23 protein-coding genes are annotated in these 17,764 nt (G+C 39.6%); 9 read left to right on the forward strand and 14 right to left on the reverse strand.

Annotated elements, in window-relative coordinates:
* The 6 genes from QMN06_RS11490 to QMN06_RS11515 form a co-directional block, all read right to left on the reverse strand.
* Positions 1–414, reverse strand: coding sequence for a PTS fructose transporter subunit IIA (locus QMN06_RS11490; RefSeq protein ID WP_281970253.1), 414 nt, complete (start codon positions 412–414; stop codon positions 1–3).
* Between the two features lie 2 nt (positions 415–416).
* Complete coding sequence (gene gshB, locus QMN06_RS11495; RefSeq protein WP_281970254.1) at positions 417–1,364, reverse strand: glutathione synthase; 948 nt, start codon at positions 1,362–1,364, stop codon at positions 417–419.
* 1 nt (position 1,365) lies between these two features.
* Positions 1,366–2,658 carry a glutamate--cysteine ligase gene (gene gshA, locus QMN06_RS11500; RefSeq protein WP_281970255.1) on the reverse strand — a complete coding sequence of 431 codons (1,293 nt, stop codon included), beginning with the start codon at positions 2,656–2,658 and terminating at the stop codon, positions 1,366–1,368.
* A 114-nt stretch (positions 2,659–2,772) separates the two neighbouring features.
* The gene (gene amt, locus QMN06_RS11505) at positions 2,773–4,251 is read right to left on the reverse strand and encodes an ammonium transporter (RefSeq protein WP_281970256.1); all 1,479 of its coding nucleotides are present in this window, start codon (positions 4,249–4,251) and stop codon (positions 2,773–2,775) included.
* A gap of 15 nt (positions 4,252–4,266) precedes the next feature.
* Positions 4,267–4,605, reverse strand: a complete 339-nt coding sequence (locus QMN06_RS11510; protein WP_281970257.1) for a P-II family nitrogen regulator — start codon at positions 4,603–4,605, stop codon at positions 4,267–4,269.
* A 24-nt stretch (positions 4,606–4,629) separates the two neighbouring features.
* Complete coding sequence (locus tag QMN06_RS11515; RefSeq protein WP_281970258.1) at positions 4,630–5,496, reverse strand: TorF family putative porin; 867 nt, start codon at positions 5,494–5,496, stop codon at positions 4,630–4,632.
* Positions 5,497–5,714: 218 nt separating this feature from the next.
* Here QMN06_RS11515 and QMN06_RS11520 point away from each other — a divergent pair, with 218 nt between their 5' ends.
* Positions 5,715–5,975 carry an accessory factor UbiK family protein gene (locus QMN06_RS11520; protein ID WP_281970259.1) on the forward strand — a complete coding sequence of 87 codons (261 nt, stop codon included), beginning with the start codon at positions 5,715–5,717 and terminating at the stop codon, positions 5,973–5,975.
* A gap of 11 nt (positions 5,976–5,986) precedes the next feature.
* Here the strand turns inward: QMN06_RS11520 and QMN06_RS11525 are convergent, their stop codons facing one another.
* From QMN06_RS11525 to QMN06_RS11555, 7 genes are read right to left on the reverse strand one after another with little or no spacing between them, the layout of a single operon-like run.
* On the reverse strand, positions 5,987–6,568 hold the full coding sequence (locus tag QMN06_RS11525; RefSeq protein ID WP_281970260.1) for a hypothetical protein: 582 nt from the start codon (positions 6,566–6,568) through the stop codon (positions 5,987–5,989).
* A 10-nt stretch (positions 6,569–6,578) separates the two neighbouring features.
* Entirely contained in the window at positions 6,579–7,562 is a 984-nt protein-coding gene (gene lipA, locus QMN06_RS11530) for a lipoyl synthase (protein ID WP_281970261.1), read from the reverse strand.
* A gap of 9 nt (positions 7,563–7,571) precedes the next feature.
* Positions 7,572–8,225 carry a lipoyl(octanoyl) transferase LipB gene (gene lipB, locus QMN06_RS11535; RefSeq protein ID WP_281971785.1) on the reverse strand — a complete coding sequence of 218 codons (654 nt, stop codon included), beginning with the start codon at positions 8,223–8,225 and terminating at the stop codon, positions 7,572–7,574.
* Positions 8,225–8,497 (reverse strand): DUF493 family protein, encoded by a 273-nt coding sequence (locus tag QMN06_RS11540; RefSeq protein WP_281970262.1) that lies wholly within the window; start codon positions 8,495–8,497, stop codon positions 8,225–8,227. The genes lipB and QMN06_RS11540 overlap by 1 nt, the downstream gene beginning before the upstream one ends.
* The gene (locus QMN06_RS11545) at positions 8,487–9,185 is read right to left on the reverse strand and encodes a CocE/NonD family hydrolase (RefSeq protein WP_281970263.1); all 699 of its coding nucleotides are present in this window, start codon (positions 9,183–9,185) and stop codon (positions 8,487–8,489) included. Before QMN06_RS11545 ends, QMN06_RS11540 begins: the two co-directional genes overlap by 11 nt.
* Positions 9,175–9,492 (reverse strand): ferredoxin, encoded by a 318-nt coding sequence (locus QMN06_RS11550; protein WP_281970264.1) that lies wholly within the window; start codon positions 9,490–9,492, stop codon positions 9,175–9,177. The genes QMN06_RS11545 and QMN06_RS11550 overlap by 11 nt, the downstream gene beginning before the upstream one ends.
* A 35-nt stretch (positions 9,493–9,527) precedes the next feature.
* On the reverse strand, positions 9,528–10,604 hold the full coding sequence (locus QMN06_RS11555) for a VanZ family protein (RefSeq protein WP_281970265.1): 1,077 nt from the start codon (positions 10,602–10,604) through the stop codon (positions 9,528–9,530).
* A gap of 40 nt (positions 10,605–10,644) precedes the next feature.
* On the opposite strand from QMN06_RS11555, the gene QMN06_RS11560 reads away from it, so the two are divergent.
* The 3 genes from QMN06_RS11560 to QMN06_RS11570 are packed head-to-tail and all read left to right on the forward strand — an operon-like array spanning position 10,645 to position 12,471.
* Positions 10,645–11,430, forward strand: a complete 786-nt coding sequence (locus QMN06_RS11560) for a biotin--[acetyl-CoA-carboxylase] ligase (protein WP_281970266.1) — start codon at positions 10,645–10,647, stop codon at positions 11,428–11,430.
* Positions 11,430–12,236 (forward strand): type III pantothenate kinase, encoded by an 807-nt coding sequence (locus QMN06_RS11565; RefSeq protein ID WP_281970267.1) that lies wholly within the window; start codon positions 11,430–11,432, stop codon positions 12,234–12,236. The genes QMN06_RS11560 and QMN06_RS11565 overlap by 1 nt, the downstream gene beginning before the upstream one ends.
* Positions 12,237–12,240: 4 nt before the next feature.
* Positions 12,241–12,471: a hypothetical protein gene (locus QMN06_RS11570; protein WP_281970268.1), complete on the forward strand. Its 231-nt coding sequence runs from the start codon at positions 12,241–12,243 to the stop codon at positions 12,469–12,471.
* Here the strand turns inward: QMN06_RS11570 and rfaE2 are convergent.
* The gene (rfaE2, locus tag QMN06_RS11575) at positions 12,468–12,968 is read right to left on the reverse strand and encodes a D-glycero-beta-D-manno-heptose 1-phosphate adenylyltransferase (protein WP_281971786.1); all 501 of its coding nucleotides are present in this window, start codon (positions 12,966–12,968) and stop codon (positions 12,468–12,470) included. The two genes, QMN06_RS11570 and rfaE2, sit on opposite strands and share 4 nt — an antisense overlap.
* Positions 12,969–13,068: 100 nt before the next feature.
* On the opposite strand from rfaE2, the gene QMN06_RS11580 reads away from it, so the two are divergent.
* Genes QMN06_RS11580 through QMN06_RS11600 form a run of 5 tightly spaced genes read left to right on the forward strand, consistent with a single transcriptional unit; the run spans position 13,069 to position 17,761 of the window.
* Entirely contained in the window at positions 13,069–13,653 is a 585-nt protein-coding gene (locus QMN06_RS11580) for a glutathione peroxidase (protein ID WP_281970269.1), read from the forward strand.
* Positions 13,653–15,002 (forward strand): FAD-dependent oxidoreductase, encoded by a 1,350-nt coding sequence (locus tag QMN06_RS11585; protein WP_281970270.1) that lies wholly within the window; start codon positions 13,653–13,655, stop codon positions 15,000–15,002. The genes QMN06_RS11580 and QMN06_RS11585 overlap by 1 nt, the downstream gene beginning before the upstream one ends.
* Positions 15,003–15,004: 2 nt before the next feature.
* Positions 15,005–15,787 (forward strand): DUF1365 domain-containing protein, encoded by a 783-nt coding sequence (locus QMN06_RS11590; protein WP_281970271.1) that lies wholly within the window; start codon positions 15,005–15,007, stop codon positions 15,785–15,787.
* A 2-nt stretch (positions 15,788–15,789) separates the two neighbouring features.
* Positions 15,790–16,980 (forward strand): cyclopropane-fatty-acyl-phospholipid synthase family protein, encoded by a 1,191-nt coding sequence (locus QMN06_RS11595; RefSeq protein ID WP_281970272.1) that lies wholly within the window; start codon positions 15,790–15,792, stop codon positions 16,978–16,980.
* On the forward strand, positions 16,970–17,761 hold the full coding sequence (locus tag QMN06_RS11600) for an SDR family NAD(P)-dependent oxidoreductase (protein WP_281970273.1): 792 nt from the start codon (positions 16,970–16,972) through the stop codon (positions 17,759–17,761). The genes QMN06_RS11595 and QMN06_RS11600 overlap by 11 nt, the downstream gene beginning before the upstream one ends.
* Positions 17,762–17,764 lie beyond the last annotated feature (3 nt).

Consider the following 17,764-nt stretch of genomic DNA (forward strand, 5'->3'; position numbering starts at 1 on the left):
CTAAGAAATTTTTGTGGCGTCTCTAATTCTCATCACTCCTTGCTGGCCACCTTGGAGTGATTTTTCAACGATTTCAGAAATTGGTTCATGGCGATGACTAACCGCGCGTAATAACATGGGTAAATTCACCCCCGTCAGAACTTGAATATCCTGCGCTTGATTCGACCTACTCGTTAAACGACTTGCCACATTAGAGGGAGTTGCTCCCATAATATCCGTAATCACCAGAACCTCATGTTCAGAGTGAAGGCCATCTACTAACTCTTGTAGTTTGTTTAACGTGATTTTGGAGTCCTCATGAGGAGGGACATTGACTGCAAAAATATTTTCTGGCACTTGGCCGTAAATATGTCCAACAAACTCTAACAAAGCGCTTGCTAGGGGGGTGTGAGCAACAATAATAATTCCAGCCATGTTTAATTTTTCAAACTTTTTTCAAGTTGTTCAAGCCAAAATTTGGCAACGTTAAAACCTGTTTGCTGAGTAATTTCCACAAAACCCGTTGGACTTGTGACGTTGATTTCAGTTAAATAATTACCAATGATATCCAAGCCTACGATATTCAAACCTCTTTTTTCCAAAATGGGCCCTATCAAAGATGCTATTTCTTGTTCGCGGGCAGAAAGTGGTTTAGCAACGCCTTTACCACCTGCCGCTAAATTACCTCGAATATCTCCAGCTTGAGGAATACGTGCGAGAACATAAGGTACTGGTTGCCCATGAATCAACAATAGCCTTTTATCGCCATCTTTAATTTCTGGTAAATATTTTTGCACCATCAAACTTCGTTGACCGTACTCCCCTAGTGTTTCTACAATGCTACCAAGGTTTAATCCATCTTGGTTTACACGAAAAACCCCCATCCCACCCATACCATCTAAAGGTTTAATGACTATATCTTGATGCAATCCATGAAACTCTCGAATCTGCTCTAGTGATCGAGTAACCATGGTTGGTGCCACAAAATCAGGGAACTCTAAGATGGCTATTTTTTCTGAATGGTCTCTTAAAGCACTGGGTTCATTCACAACACGAACTCCCATTCGTTTTGCTTGAGAAAGTAGCCAGGTGTTTGCTAAGTATTCGACGTTAAAAGGAGGGTCTTGGCGCATGATGACCGCATCAAAGTTTCTTAAACTTTGTAATTGCTCCTGAAGTACTTCAAACCAAGGATCTTTTTCCGTATCAATGGAAATTTTTTGGCAAATAGCCTGAATATCATCATGCTTTGCACTTAAGGTATGCGCTTTCGCATGGAATACCTGATGACCAGCCGTAAAAGCTACTTGCATCATTACTAAGCTTGAGTCTTTATATGCTTTAAAAGTCTCAAGTGGGTCAGCAATAAAAAGCAGCTTTAACATATTATTCGATATTGGGGTCTGTGCGCTCGAGTTCTAAGGATGCTGCTAATAGCGCTAAGCGTGCAACAACTCCATATAAATAAAAACGATTAGGTATAGCACTACCAGGTTTAGCAGTTACATCCGGAATAGCGTTTTGTTCAAAAGCAAGTGGCACAAAATGCATCCCTGGAGCATTTAAAACTTCATTTGGTCCGCGACCTGTATGCACACGATAGAATCCACCAACAACATAACGATCAATCATGTATACAACTGGCTCAGAGACCGCTTCGTTTACTTTCTCAAAGGTGTGTACCCCTTCTTGAATAATAACGTCATGAACCTCTAAACCTTCTTTAATGACACTCATTTTGTTTCTATCGCGGCGATTGAGCTCTTTTAACTCACTCGCATCATGAATCGACATAATTCCCATACCGTATGTTCCCGCATCGGGCTTCACAACGACATAAGGCTTTTCTTTGATACCCATTTGCTTATATTTTTTCGCAATTTTTTTCAGTAACGCGGCAGCTTTATCTTGAAGCTCTTCCTCTCCAATGCGCTCATTGAAGTCTACGTTTTTTACTGTTGAAAAATAAGGGTTTAATAACCAAGGATCAATATCAACAACTTTCGTAAATTTTTTAATGACATCATCATATGCAGCAAAGTGATTCGATTTGCGTCTAGTCGACCATCCCGCATGCAATGGTGGTAGCACATACTGTTCATGAATATTTTTCAAGATTTCAGGAACACCAGCTGATAAATCATTATTCAACAAAATAGAGCAAGGATCAAAATCTTTTAATCCAAGTCTTCTACCTTTTAAACCCAAACGAACTAAAGGTTCTAAAACCAGACGTTGTCCATCTGGAAGATCAACATTAGTAGGCTTTTTAATTTCTTCTGAAAGACCTCCTAAGCGAACATTTAATCCTGTTTGTCTTAATATGGCAGCTAACCTGGCCACGTTTTGCAGATAAAACACATTACGGGTATGCCGTTCTGGAATTAATAATAAATTTCTAGCTTCAGGACAGATCTTTTCAATAGAGGCCATTGCAGCTTGCACAGCTAAGGGCATCATTTCTTGAGAAAGATTGTTAAATCCCCCAGGAAATAAATTGGTATCTACAGGCGCTAGCTTAAAACCAGCATTTCGCAAATCCACCGAGCAGTAAAAAGGCGGCGTGTGATCTTGCCACTCTAATCTGAACCAACGTTCGATTGTTGGGGTAGCGTCTAATACCTTTTTCTCTAACTCGAGTAAAGGGCCAGTAAGGGCAGTAATTAAATGAGGAACCATACCCCCTATTGTATTTAACTTTTGCGAACTCGTACAAAATCTTCATAGGTCTAATCAAAAGTAAAAAAAGGGCATCAAAAGATGCCCTTAAGATACTCCAACTACTAGGGGATATTACATTTCGTAGGCAGTTTCACCGTGTGATGAGATATCTAAGCCTTCGCGCTCTTCTTCTTCAGAAACACGCAAACCAATTAACATATCAACCAATTTATAGCTAATGAAAGCAACCACACCAGACCAAACTAAAGTTGTTACAACGGCAGTTGCTTGGATCATCACTTGGCCCATCATGTCATACTCAGGAGCTACAGCATTAGCTACGTAGTCATAGATGCCTGTTCCACCCAATGACGGGGCTGCAAATACACCTGTTAATAATGCTCCTGTGATACCACCGACGCCATGAACACCGAAAACATCAAGACTATCGTCAGCTTTCAACAGCTTCTTGAGTCCTGTTACGCCCCACAAACATAAAGCACCAGCGATTAAGCCAATAATGAGGGATCCCATGACACCAACAAAGCCTGCTGCAGGAGTAATGGCTACTAATCCAGCAACTGCACCAGAAGCGCCGCCTAACATCGATGGTTTACCTTTTAGTGCCCACTCAGCAAAGATCCATGATAAAACTGCAGCTGCAGTTGCCATCAATGTATTTGCAAAAGCGAGTGATGCACTGCCGTTGGCTTCTAAAGCAGATCCAGCATTGAATCCAAACCAACCTACCCACAGTAAAGATGCACCAACCATCGTTAATGTAAGGTTATGTGGCTTGAATGGCTCTTTACCGTAGCCAATTCTTTTACCAACTACGTAAGCACCAACTAAACCAGCAATCGCGGCATTAATGTGAACTACCGTACCACCAGCGAAATCAAGCGCACCTTTTTGGAATAACCATCCAGCAGTAGCCAATGCTTTTTCAGCTGCGGCAGCATCTGTAAAGGCATCAGGACCTGACCAGAACCAAACCATGTGTGCCATTGGTAAGTAACTGAAAGTAAACCATAAGACTGCAAACAAAAGCACCGCAGAAAACTTCATACGCTCTACAAACGCACCCACAATTAAACATACTGTAATGGATGCAAAAGCTGCCTGGAAGACCATGTATGCTAATTCAGGAACTACAACACCCTTACTGAAAGTTGCTACAACAGAATCAGGAGTTATGCCCATCAAGAATAAGCGATCAAATCCACCAAAGAAAGCATTACCCTCGGTAAACGCAATACTGTAGCCGTAAATAGCCCATAAAACCATAATGAGCGAGAACACGACCAAACATTGCATTAATACAGAAAGCATGTTCTTTTTTCTGACTAAACCACCGTAGAATAAGGCTAAAGCCGGAACTGACATCATAATTACCAATGCCGTACAGACTAATAACCAGGCAGTATCACCCTTGTTTGGAACAAGTGCTGGTGCTGCTGGTTCAGCTGCTGCTGGAGTAGCGGCAGGAGCGGATACAGCAGGTGCTGCTTTATCTTCAGCAAATGCCATTGATGTTGGTGCTAAAGATGCAGCTCCAAAACTCAATAACAAGGCGCCTGAGACAATTAATTTTTTCATCCAATGTTTCATTAGTATTGCTCCTCTTTATAGTGCCGCCGCGCCGGTTTCACCGGTACGGATACGCACAACTTGCTCAACAGGGGTAACGAAGATTTTTCCGTCGCCAATTTTTCCAGTCCTTGCAGCTGTCTCGATGACTTCGATAGCACGATCAACTAAATCGTCACTAACTACAGCATCTACACGTACTTTAGGTAGAAAATCAACAACGTATTCAGCTCCACGATACAACTCAGTGTGACCTTTTTGACGGCCAAAACCTTTAACTTCAGTTACTGTAATTCCTGAAACGCCCACTCCCGCGAGCGCTTCACGAACTTCATCTAACTTGAAGGGTTTGATAATTGCAATGATCAATTTCATACTTGACTCCCAGTCAGATGATTATTAGAAAGTTTTTGTTAAAGAAACAAAAGCCGTACCCTTACCGGTATTGTCTAAGTTTGGATTGTAATAAGCATATCCATTTGCATTAGTTCCAATATAAGCGATTGCGCCAGCTAAACCATGACCAAAGTCCTTCGTTAATCCAATTTTCCAATCAGTGTATGAGAAAGATGCATCAGCTACATTACCTGCTACTACGGAAACACTTGGAACATATTGATAACCAACGTGACCATTAAGTGTTACGCCTTCCCAACCTGTGTCGTAGTTAAGCGAAAGGTCGATGTACTGAGAACCTTTACTTTGGTCAATGCCGAATAAATTCGTTAAAGCATAGGAATACTTCAATGTTGCAAAACCGTAAGTAGCGCCGATATAAGCTTCTAAAGTACTTGGAGATTGGCCAACTGCTTGGCGTCCAGAGTAAGCACCAGTACTGCCCGTATATGTAGTTGCGCCAATTAGGTTTTTAGTTGGATAGTAGTACTCTAATAAACCAACGTCTAACATCAAACCTTCAGTAACTTCTTTTTTGTAGCCTGCGTAGAAATCCATTTCAATAGGAGCTGATACACCTGTAGCGGGCGGAGCCGCATTTGAGCCATATCCATCATTAATCCAACTAATGCTTGAATTCCAGTTACCAATATAGAAACCGCTCTCATGAGCGTAATCAAAACCACCTTGAATCGCAGGTAATGAGTTTGACTGCGAAATACCACGATAACGGTATTGGCTAGCTAATGTAACGTTAGCAGTTACAGGACCTGTATCAGGAGCTGCTGCTGGCTCGTCTGCTGCCATCACGTTGCCGACCATGAATGATGATGCTGCTGCGATTGCGGATATAGCGATAAATTTTTTCATTGCAAAACTCCTATAAAAATGTAAAGGGTATAGCGAGAAGTTAATCAAAAATTCCTCTTCTTGCTTAATGCTATTTTCACCATTCGAGCTTGGGTATTCTTAGGGTTTCACCCCATTTTGTAGCATAACTGTCATATTTGCACCAATTTGGTGAATTGCATATTCACATAATATTCCCCATAATAGGGCTTCAATATATCAACTTGATAGGTTTTAATATGAGTAATTCTGATTTTTTCCAAAAATTTCAAACGATGGCTGAAGATGTACAAAAAAAGGTAGCTGATGCAGTCAAAGACTCTCCGGCCAAAGATTTAGAAAAAAATGTGCGTGGCTTAATGAATCAAGGATTTCAGAAAATGGATCTGATTACTCGCCAAGAGTTTGATATTCAAATCCAAGTTTTGGCTAAAACTCGTGAGAAATTAGAAGAGCTTGAAGCAAAAGTTGAAGCTCTCCAAGCCAAAATTAATGGCTAATAAGTAGCTAATTAATATGGGTGAAACCCACCCATAAAAGTTTCTATCTGCTCAGTTGTTTGTTTCTGAATCTGTGCTGTAGGTTCTGCTTTGAACGACTGAATCGCGCTCATTTGATAAATAGATGACTGACCATTAGCATGTTGTCTGATGACCCAGCGTACCCAATAGATTCGATACACACCATCAGGTCCAAAACCTTTTAAGTTATATCCCTGCGCAGGGAGAATTAGTGCTGGTGTTCCAGCCGTCTTCACTTCAAATTGTATGAGTTGTTGTTCTGAATTACCTTGAACAATTTTGGCGACATTCGACTTCATCCAATCAATCAAAGCTGTTTCCGATATGACCTTTGTATCAAAAGGAATCGCACCAATTGCAAATAAAATCTCACCTGCCTTAGACGCAGCCATTGTCATAGTGAGTTCATTTTTTTCAAAAAGAAAAGTTTGTTGCTCAAAATGATGCTTTGCTGGGAATAAAGCCAAAAACTTCTGCTCATCTAACTTGACTTCACGCCAATTATAAGTAGCCGTACAAGACGCCTGTAAAAGCATCAGCATCACTGTCAAAGTGAAAAGTATTTTTTTCATGAATCTTAAATTAAACAATTCCAGCTAAATGCGCTTGTTGATCAGCGTGATAACTTGATCTGACCATCGCGCCAACTGCTGCATGTGTAAAGCCCATTTCAACAGCACGTTTTTCGAACATCTTAAAGGTATCTGGATGTACATAACGCCTCACGGGCAAATGATGATTAGAGGGTGCTAGATATTGCCCAATCGTGAGCATATCTATATCGTGGTCACGCATATCTTGCATGACTTGTAAGATTTCATCATCGGTTTCACCTAATCCAACCATGAGTCCACTTTTGGTAGGTATTCCAGGATACTTTGCTTTGAAGTCTTTCAGTAACTTTAAGGAGTGCAAATAATCTGCGCCAGGTCTTGCTTCTTTGTATAAGCGTGGCACAGTTTCTAAATTGTGGTTCATCACATCTGGTAAGCCTCGACCGTCATTGGTGCCAAAAACCTCTAAAGCAAACTCGAGACGCCCCCTAAAGTCAGGCACTAAAACTTCTACTTTAGTCATTGGGGAAAGTTCTTTTGTTTGCTCAATACACTGCACAAAATGCATTGCACCACCATCGCGTAAATCATCTCGATCCACACTCGTAATCACTACATAATTGAGTTTTAATGCAGCGATTGTCTTAGCAAGATTGGCAGGTTCATTGACATCTAGTGGATCAGGCCTGCCATGTCCGACATCGCAGAATGGGCACCGGCGCGTACATTTCTCACCCATAATCATAAAAGTGGCAGTACCCTTACCAAAACACTCACCAATATTTGGGCAACTCGCTTCTTCACAGACAGTGACTAATTGGTTCTCTCTTAAGATTTTTTTAATTTCACCAAACCGTGAATTACCAGAACTAGCGCGAACCCTAATCCAATCGGGCTTTTTTAATACCTCCTCGATGGGAACGATTTTGATAGGAATGCGCGAAGTTTTTTCCGCAGATTTTTGTTTCTTTGTCGGGTCGTAAGTCGAGGCAACTACATTTTTATCATTCATACATCTATTCTATTGGAAATTGAGTGAACTCAGTTGCAGTTGTAGTTCATTCACTAAGGTCTTTGAAACCTCTGCAAGCTCTTTCTCTACTCCCAAACTTTTCATATCGACTGTCTCAAGATCAGGGTAACCGCATGGATTAATCATCAAAAAAGGGGCTAAATCCATATTTACATTAAGTGCTAAGCCATGATAAGAGCAATGGCGGGTAACTTTTAGGCCCAAGGCGGCAATTTTTGCCCCGGCATGTAGAGATGCACCTGTCGAACTGATATATATTCCAGGCGCCCCCGCTTGTCTTTCTGTATCAATTTGATAATGCTCGAGGGTATTAATGATGGCCTGCTCCATCCGAAAGACTAATTCTTTAACGTAAATACCTAATCTTTTTAAATCTAGGAGCAAATAAACAATAATTTGCCCTGGTCCGTGGTAAGTAATTTGTCCACCCCGATCCACTTGTACAAGATCGATCTTGGTATTGTGATCAAGCAAATGATTCAAATCTCCAGCGAGTCCCAATGTAAAAACGGGAGGGTGCTCTAAAACCCAAATTTGATCGGGTGTGTCTTGATCTCGATGAAGAGTGAACTCCTTCATCGCATCATACGTATGTTGATAATCCTGCAGACCTAAATAATGAATCTCTACAGGCGCTTGCATCACAAGACGACACTCACTAAGGGATGGGTAGAAAGTGTCCTATAAATCTCATCTAACTGCGCTCGACTGGTTGTATGAATCAGCACCGTTAAACCAATATATTTATTTTCTTTCGAGCTACGCTCTTCAACTTTAGCAATATCAAAATTAGCGTCAAATTGTTGGCAGATATGAATCACTGCAGGTTTAAAGTCTGGGCTATTTTTGCCCATGACCTTAATAGGAAAATCACAAGGATATTCGATTAAGGACTCAGGTGGATTATTTTGCATGCCAAAGACCCATCACTGTATCCCGAATCAAATGTAACTTACGATGAAAAAAGTGATCTGCGCCAGGTATCACATGCACAACCACTTCCTGCTCTTTTAACCAATCAAAGACTGCTTGCAAAGGAATGGTTTCATCAACTTCACCATGTATGACGATTGAATTTTTAGGAATATTGGGCATATCCCATTTACCAGCTGCGCTACCGATTAAGACTAATCTTTCAGGCGCTTTTCCCTTGTTTGTTAAACGTTCTGTCAGATTGCTGTTCACAAAGCTTCCGAAAGAAAAGCCCGCTAGGACAACAGGTAAATTTGCTACTTCATTTGTCCAGCCATCGTCCACAATGGAAGTAAGTTCTTTCCATGAATTTGGCTTTTGCATCCATTCCAGAATTTGCTCTAGATCATCAATTTCACCAACGCCATCATCAAAACTTCCCTGTGATTTACCAACGCCTCTGAAATTGGGGCGAACACTCACATACCCCAATAGATTCAAAGTCTTCGCTAAGGTTTGCGCGACTTTATTATCCATAGAGCCACCCAAAAGCGGGTGGGGGTGACCAATTAATGCCAGGCCTCTTGGCTTAAATTCAGGATTATTTTGCAACTCTTCTGGTAAATCAATGCTGACTTCAGCAATGCCAACCCCAATGTGGATTAAATGATGCATGGTTCTAGGATTCATTAATCATCAACCTTTCGACCGGCACACCCTCAATAAAATGGCTTTGGATAATCTCATCAATGTCGTGCTCATCAACAAATTGATACCAAACTCCTTGAGGATATACAACCATTACAGGTCCATATTCACAACGATCTAAGCAGCCAGCTCGATTCACACGCACTTGATGCTTGCCATTGAGGTTTAATGCTTTACATTTATTTTTTGCGTAATCAAATAATTTGGATGCGTCATGCTGATCACATGAGGCATTTCCATTTGTTCTAAGATTGAGGCAAAAAAAGGCGTGGTGCTTGAAATATTCCATGAAAAAATTATATCCTTTGCTGTTATTACCAACATTTATTTAAAGCTTGAATTTCTACTTTTCAACAACAATATCATCGCTAAAAATGGCCATACTATCGAAATCCAGGCAAACAAACCATTGATATGAATCATCTTACCTTGAGGTAATTGCTCCAACAAGTTAAAAAAATATGGGTTATATGGCAAGATATTGACAAAAACGATGAGGCATACCAAAGACAACATACTCAATTTCCAGATGGATTTTCGAGATAAAAAATTGGCTAAGAATATCAATAAAAACCCAGTTGCTAGGCCAACACCGACAGAGGCACTCCACCAAATAGAAGCTCCCGTTTGACCAAATTGAAATTGCGAAATCAGCAGTTTTAAAAGAAGCATGAAAATTAATAGTCCGCCAATCAACTTCAGTGGTGAGGCTTTTTTACGGACTCCAAAAAGGAATACCGTTCCAATACTCAGCGTCGCTAAGGAGGTAATTAAAATTTCTTGTGAGGCGTTATTTAACGGAAAACTCCAAAAGGGGGATATACGTGTTATTTGAAAACCAAAGTCGCCCATACCAAGCCATGCATTTTGAGGATAAATCTGTGCGAATGGACATAAAAGCAACAACAACAAAAATCCTTGATGTTCCCCAAAAATTGACTCTCGAATCCGCTCAGCCTTATTTCCTGACAACCACTGCGGACTAAATGGCAAGGCAAAGAGCGCTCCAATTAAAACGCCTAATGCATTTGAATACCAATCAATAGAGCTCGGAATTCTAGTCGGCAAATACGTTTGTAAGCTTTCTAAACAACCAGAAACAAATATCCCTAAAAAAAGAGTCGCCATAAAAGCCGACCATTTTAATAGTCTAGGATACAGCGAAAAAACCATCAAAAAACCAAAGGGTAAATAACCAACAATATTTGTTATGACATCAAAGATAGGAATATAACGAGGTGTTGCAGCCAATAGCCATGCCCATGGCAATAAATGGCTATCTAATAAAAAATTAAAAGGGGTAAGGCTTGTATAGATGACTAAGCAAAGATACAAAATAAGTAAAAGCTGAGCCAAATAAAATGGCTTAGCTATCTTCAATTTATCACTTGAATGAATCAATTTATCCCTAGGCAATCGATTTGTTTCTACAATAGCATGTATGACTATCAATTGGCATTATGAAACAGTATCTATAACTGAATCTACCAATTCAGATTTATTGAATCGTTGGCATCATCATACCCTAACTAAGCCTACGTCTTATTTGGCTCTTGAACAAACATCAGGACGAGGTAGAAGAGGAAATCAATGGATTTCTAAGAAAAATCAATCCCTCACTTTTTCATTGGCCTACCCTTTTGTAAACCATCTCAATCTGATGCAACTCCAAGGCCTATCTCTTGCATGTGGCTTGAGTATCATCCAAGGTTTATGTCAATTTTTACAACTATCTAAATCAAATGCGCAGTCTTTAGGTCTTGGTCTAAAGTGGCCAAATGACATCTTAATTGGAGATAGAAAATTCGGGGGTATATTGGTTGAAGGCGGCCAAAAATCTGCTCAGGATCCGATTTGGATGGTGATTGGTATTGGTCTTAATTTGGATTTGCCCAATCAATCCACCAATCATTTAATGACAACTAATCTAAGCGAAATTAATGTAAATGATCTTTCGCTAGACATTGATGCTCTTTGGAAAGATCTTACCCTGCGGTTGGGTCATACTATTGAGATATTTTCTGAAAGTGGCTTTAGGGGTTTTAAAGATGACTGGAATGAATGGGATCTTTGGCACAATCAAACTGTGGTTCTTCATCAAGAATCAAACAAAATGTTTCAGGGGAAAAACCTTGGTGTGAATGAAAAAGGCTATTTATTATTAGATACTCCTTTAGGTATACAAGAAATTTCAAGTGGTGATTTATCGCTGAGTAAAGAAAATTGATGAACCGAAAACTACTTTTCGTCGATATTGGTAATACTAGAGCCAAATGGTGTGTATCTGATGCTGTCCGGAGCGAGGATTTCGATTTTGTATATGGCGCTTTACCTCATACAGAATCCCCCTTTTCACAACAAGGCGCAAATCAACTGCAATCATTAGTTCAAGTGAAAGACTCCATCTTTCATATTATTTTGTGTAGTGTTGCTAGTGTTTCTATTGAGAGTATCTGGCATCAATGGTTTGCACAACAATTACCAAACTCTCCGATTTCTGTATTTGATTCAAGTTTGAATTTTTTGCCTATTCAAAACCTTTATCAAGCACCAAGTGATTTAGGGAATGATCGATGGGCGGCGATTATTGGGGGCTATCATTTTGCAAAAGAAGGTAACTATCTGATCGTCAATAGTGGCACTGCCACAACCATCGATTATGTCAACCGTAATTTGGAGTTTAATGGTGGCTGGATTCTGCCAGGTATCAACATGATGTTACAGTCTTTAGGCTCTAAAACAGCGCTCTTGCCAAATCTTTCTCAACATCCGTATGATGAGAAGAATGAAAATATATTTGGCAACTCTACCGAGTCTGCAATTTTGCAAGGCGTGTTGCATGCCCAATTAGGGTCTATTCAGTTTGCACTTCATCATCACCCGGAAATTCGTCATTTGATTATTTCTGGTGGTAATGGTGCCTTAATTCACAAAAATCTGGATTTGAATACCCATACTTCTTGTTCAGTCACTCTAGATCTACATGTTATTTTTCGTGGACTTCGTCTTTGGTATCTTCAATCAATTAAATAATCTGATGCGCTTCCTACATATTTCTCTTTGGCTTTTGATTACTTTTAATTTTTGTGCTGCCAGCCTTATTCTTTATATTCCATACACGTTTACTCACTGGGTAGAAACTATAGCGATTAGCCATATAAGCCCTGAAGACTCTATTTTAGAAAAGGATTTGAGGTTCAATATACAAAGGATTGAGGTCAATGGCTCAATCACTGGTGAAGCTGAGTTTGTCAAAAAAGAGCTCTAAGTTCTTATTTTTTGCAATAACGCGGTAGTTGACCTTCTAAACAGAAAAGGGATTGCAAAAGCTTGACCACCCCAAGTTCTGATCAATGCAGTTTCCGGTAAAGTATCAATTTGATAATCACCACCTTTTACATAAATATCTGGTCGAACACGAGACATTAATTCAACGGGTGTTTTTTCTTTAAAACAGATCACTAAGTCAACACACTCAAGTGATGCTAAAAGAGCCATCCGATCGCTTTCATTATTAATTGGTCGATCATCACCTTTACCCAACATCTTTACCGACTCATCCGCATTGACGCCAACAATTAAGCTTTTTCCTAAAGATCTTGCTTGAGCTAAATAAGTCACATGACCACGATGCAAGATATCAAATACTCCATTAGTGAAAACTACTGGCTTTTCAAGAGCTTGTAAGAGTTTTTGGAGATTTTCTTGACTAAAATCTAAGGCAAGAATTTTTTTCTCAAAATTAGGTAAAGGTAAATGGCTCATATCCATGGGTATATTCTATGATGGTTTCTGAAAGAGTTTTCATTTTCGCTTAGACTCTCACAAGAATCACTTGAAACTGTTGCTTACTAATAGGATTTTTATGAACTTCTGGAAATTTTTAATCCCTTTGATTTTCACTGGATGTAGTCTCACGGTTCATGCACAATCTAATGATAAAAATCCTGCAATGAGCGGTAATTGTCCAGCGGCTCTTAATTTTAAATTTCCCAGACTACAAGATGAAAAAATACAAGACTTATGTCAGTACAAGGGTAAAGTTGTGATGGTTGTAAATACTGCAAGTTATTGTGGCTTCACATCTCAATATGAGGGTTTAGAGAGCATTTATTCGAAGTATGCCTCTAAAGGTCTGGTCGTTATTGGTTTTCCATCGAATGACTTTGGCCAACAAGAGCCTGGCAGTAATAAAGAAATTGCAGATTTTTGTAAAAATACCTACGATGTGAAGTTTCCAATGATGGCTAAAAGCATCGTGAGTGGCTCGAATGCCAATCCAATGTTTAAACTATTAATAGAAAAAACAAAAACTTCACCTAAATGGAATTTCTATAAATACCTGATTGATCGTGAGGGGAATGTGGTTAACTCTTACAGCAGTATGGTGAAGCCTGATAGTAAAACAATCACTTCAGAAATCGAAAAATTATTAGTTGGAAGCAAGTAATGACGAATAAGTTGCGGGTTGCTATTGTAGGGGCTGGTATCTCAGGATTAAGTTGTGCTTATGCCCTACGAAAACAAGCATCTCTAGATATTACTTTGTTTGAAAAAGCCTCTTACATTGGTGGTCATAGTAATACCATCGAATTTACACCCAAGGGTTTTTCCGATAGTTTTCCAATTGATACAGGCTTCTTGGTATTTAATGATTGGACTTACCCTGGACTCATCGCCTTTTTTAAAGAGCTTAATGTTCCAATTGCTAAGTCTGAAATGTCTTTTTCTGTTTCCTTGAAAACACATGATCAGCAGCGTCTTGAGTGGGCTGGAGATAATTTAAATACTTTATTTGCACAACGTAAAAACATATTCAGGCCTCGTTTTTTACAAATGCTAGTGGATATTGTGAGGTTTAATCAAGCTGGGAAAAAAATGTGTGCCCATCCAGCCAGCCTTGCCCATAAGCATCAATTGGAGTTGGTTGAAGAATTTTTAACCCGTAAAAAATTTAGCTCGGCTTTTCGTGACTGGTATTTACTCCCAATGATTGGAGCTATATGGTCATGTTCATTATCAGATATGCTGAAATTTCCCATTCAAACCTTGATGCAGTTTTGTAATAACCATGGCTTACTCAACATCATCAACCGCCCACAATGGAGGACGGTTGCAGGTGGCTCTCAAGAATATGTTTCGCGTGCTATTGCAGCTTTAAAAGAAAACCACGTTTGTATTGATCAAGTTAAAGTTGATCAATGTCATCGCCTCACTGATTCGACAGATGGTCCTATTCAACTTGTATTAAGCAGTGGCGAAAAACGATATTATGACAAAGTCATTTTTGCCTGTCACTCTGACGAAACACGAGCAATATTAGCTGATGCATCTATTGAAGAAAACCAGGTATTAAGTGCTGTTGCCTATAAAAAAAATATCGCCTATGTTCATGAAGATCGTCAACTACTGCCGCAACTATCTGAAGTATGGGCTGCTTGGAACTATACCTGCGAGCAAACACCGGGTACTGGAGTGGATCAGTCTCCGGCCGTTTGCGTTCACTACCTGATTAATAAATTACAACCATTGCCAGAAATTAAAGGTCTGCCACCTGTGGTGGTTAGCCTTAATCCTCAAATTAAACCTGCTGTTGATAAAACACATGCAACTATCGAGTATTCTCATCCCATATTTAATCAAGCGGCAATCCAAGCTCAAGAAAAACTGCCTAGGATTCAGGGAATCCAAAATACCTATTTTTGCGGTGCTTGGACGCGCTATGGTTTTCATGAAGATGGCTTTCAATCTGGAAAAAATGTGGCTCAATCTCTGCTTGATTCCCTGAAATTAAACTAAGTATGCTCAATCAGGCCTCCATTCATTTTGGGCAAGTTATCCATCAACGTTACTCACCCAATAATCGTTTTAATTACCCGACCTTTTATTTGCGCATCCCTATGCGCTCAAGAAGGTTAGACCATCATTTATTAAAAAATCAGGGTATTGGTGATAACTCTTTTTCATGGATTTCTTTTTATGATCGAGATTATGGGGATACAAGTCTTTCCTCTTTAGATTGGGTCGAGCATTTGCTAAAAATGAACCAATGTAATGATGTTGATGGTGAAATCTGGCTACATACCTTTCCCAGAGTATTTGGCTATGTCTTTAATCCTGTCAGCTTTTGGTTTTGTCATGCCTCAAATGGTGATTTAAAAGTGATTGTTGCTGAAGTGAATAATACGTTTGGTGAGCGCCATGCCTACTTGTTGCAATCTGAAACATCAACTAATATCCTCTGGGGTCAAGAACTGACGACGAAAAAAATATTTCATGTTTCTCCATTTTTTGATGTTGTAGGACAATACCGATTCCGATTTATGAAACAAGAGGGTAGTGCTGTGCATCCAAAGTTTGTTAGTCGTATCGACTACTTTCAGGAAGATCGACATACTTTAATGACCAGTGTCAGCGGCTCAGAGTTTGAACTCAATTTTTCTTCTAAAATGAGGGCCATTATGAGTTTTCCGTTCCTTACTTTGTCAGTGATTGTGAAAATTCATTGGCAAGCAGTTAAACTATGGGTTAAGGGTGCTAAATTTTATAAAAAACCGAAACCGCCAGAAGTGCCTATTTCTTAATTATGTCAACATTTGCTCAAAAATTCATTTTTCAAGCCTTTAAAAATATCAAAGGCGGCAGTGTCATCATGACATTGCCGGATGGATCTCAACATCAGTTTGGCCAAAATAACCAACAGCCGCCGATTCATATCCAAGTGAATGATATACAAGCGTTTAAGTGGGTTATTTCTAGGGGTGATATTGGCGTTGCTGAATCCTATTTTAAAAATCTGTGGCATACGGATGATTTAGAGCGCTTCTTACATCTCGCCATCCAAAATAGGGCCGCATTAGATGCCTTGATTTATGGCTCCTGGTGGGGTTCATTATTTTCTAAAGTTAAGCATTTTTTAAACAAAAATACGAAAACTGGCAGTAAGAAAAATATTCAGGCTCACTACGACCTAGGAAATAACTTTTATTCACTTTGGTTAGATCCTAGCATGATGTACTCAAGTGCCTTATTTTCTGAAGGAAATAGTAAAACTTTAGAGCAAGCGCAAAAAGATAAGTGTGATCGAATCATCGGCATGCTCAATCCCCAAGCAGGTGATCATATTCTAGAAATCGGCTGTGGTTGGGGTGGGTTTATTAAACAAGCAAACGAGCAAGGGCTTCATGTTGATGCCATTACGATTTCTAATGAACAATATCGCTATGTTCAAGAACAATTAGCTTTCCAAGCATCGCCAGCAGCAAAAAGTGCCGTCATGTTAAAAGACTATAGGGACTGTCATCAACAATATGATGGCATTGTTTCTATTGAGATGTTTGAAGCTGTCGGTGAAGAATATTGGCAATCGTATTTCAAAACGATTTATCGCTGTCTCAAACCCGGCAAGCGTGCCGTGATACAAAGTATTGTGATTGATGAGGCTTTATTTCCTAAATATCGAACCAAGACTGACTTTATTCAACAATATGTATTCCCCGGTGGCATGCTACCTGCGGTCAGTGTGTTTGAACAACACGCTCATGATGTTGGGCTGCGAGTAAAAGATAAATTATTTTTTGGGGATGATTATGCCAATACCCTTAGAACTTGGGCTTTATCTTTTAACGATAAGCTAAAAGAAGTGAAGGCTTTGGGCTTCAAAGATGAATTTATTCGTTTATGGAACTTTTATTTATTCTATTGTGCAGCAGGCTTTGCTGGTAAGAATTTAGACGTAGTCCAATTCACTTTAGAAAAACCTCTATATGAGTCTTAATCAACCGATTCCCAATTTCGAGCATTTAAATGTTTGGATTATCGGTGCCTCATCTGGTATTGGCAAAGCTTGTGCAAGTTGGTTTGCTGATCAGGGTTCTAATCTGATTCTTTCAGCACGCCGCTTGGAAAATTTAGAAGAACTCAAGAGCTCTATCCCACTCAAATCTCAGAGTCAACAGATTCACCCAGTCGCGCTCGATGTCACTAATGCAGAACAAGTCAGTCAAGCGCTATCTCAAGTTCTTTCGATTTGGAACAAGATTGATATCATTTTGTTTGTTTCTGGAATTTATACTCCTGTCAGAGCAGATGATTTTGATATGGACATTACTTCAAAAATGATTGATACGAATTTAATGGGGCCGATGCGAGTCGTCTCCACCCTTATGCCGCAATTTTTAAAGCAGGGCTTTGGTCATATCGCATTGGTAGGAAGTGTTGCTGGTTATAGTGGCTTACCTAAGTCACTCGTATATGGTCCAACCAAAGCAGCTCTTCTTAATTTTGCAGAATCTTTGTACTATGACTTAAAGCCACGAGGAATTAATGTACATATTATTTGTCCAGGCTTTGTAGAAACTCCAGCAACGGCAATTAACGATTTTCAGATGCCCGCGATCATCTCAGCAGATCAAGCTGCAAAAGAAATTGGTGCAGGTCTTCAACGAGGTGATTTTGAAATACACTTTCCAAAGAAGTTTTCTTATTTTTTAAAGTTCCTAAGAATCTTGCCCTATCCCATCTATTTTTGGCTTTTAAAAACATTTGTCAAAATCTAAGGT

Origin of the sequence: Polynucleobacter sp. SHI8, assembly GCF_027944005.1 — a bacterium.
Taxonomy (GTDB): domain Bacteria; phylum Pseudomonadota; class Gammaproteobacteria; order Burkholderiales; family Burkholderiaceae; genus Polynucleobacter.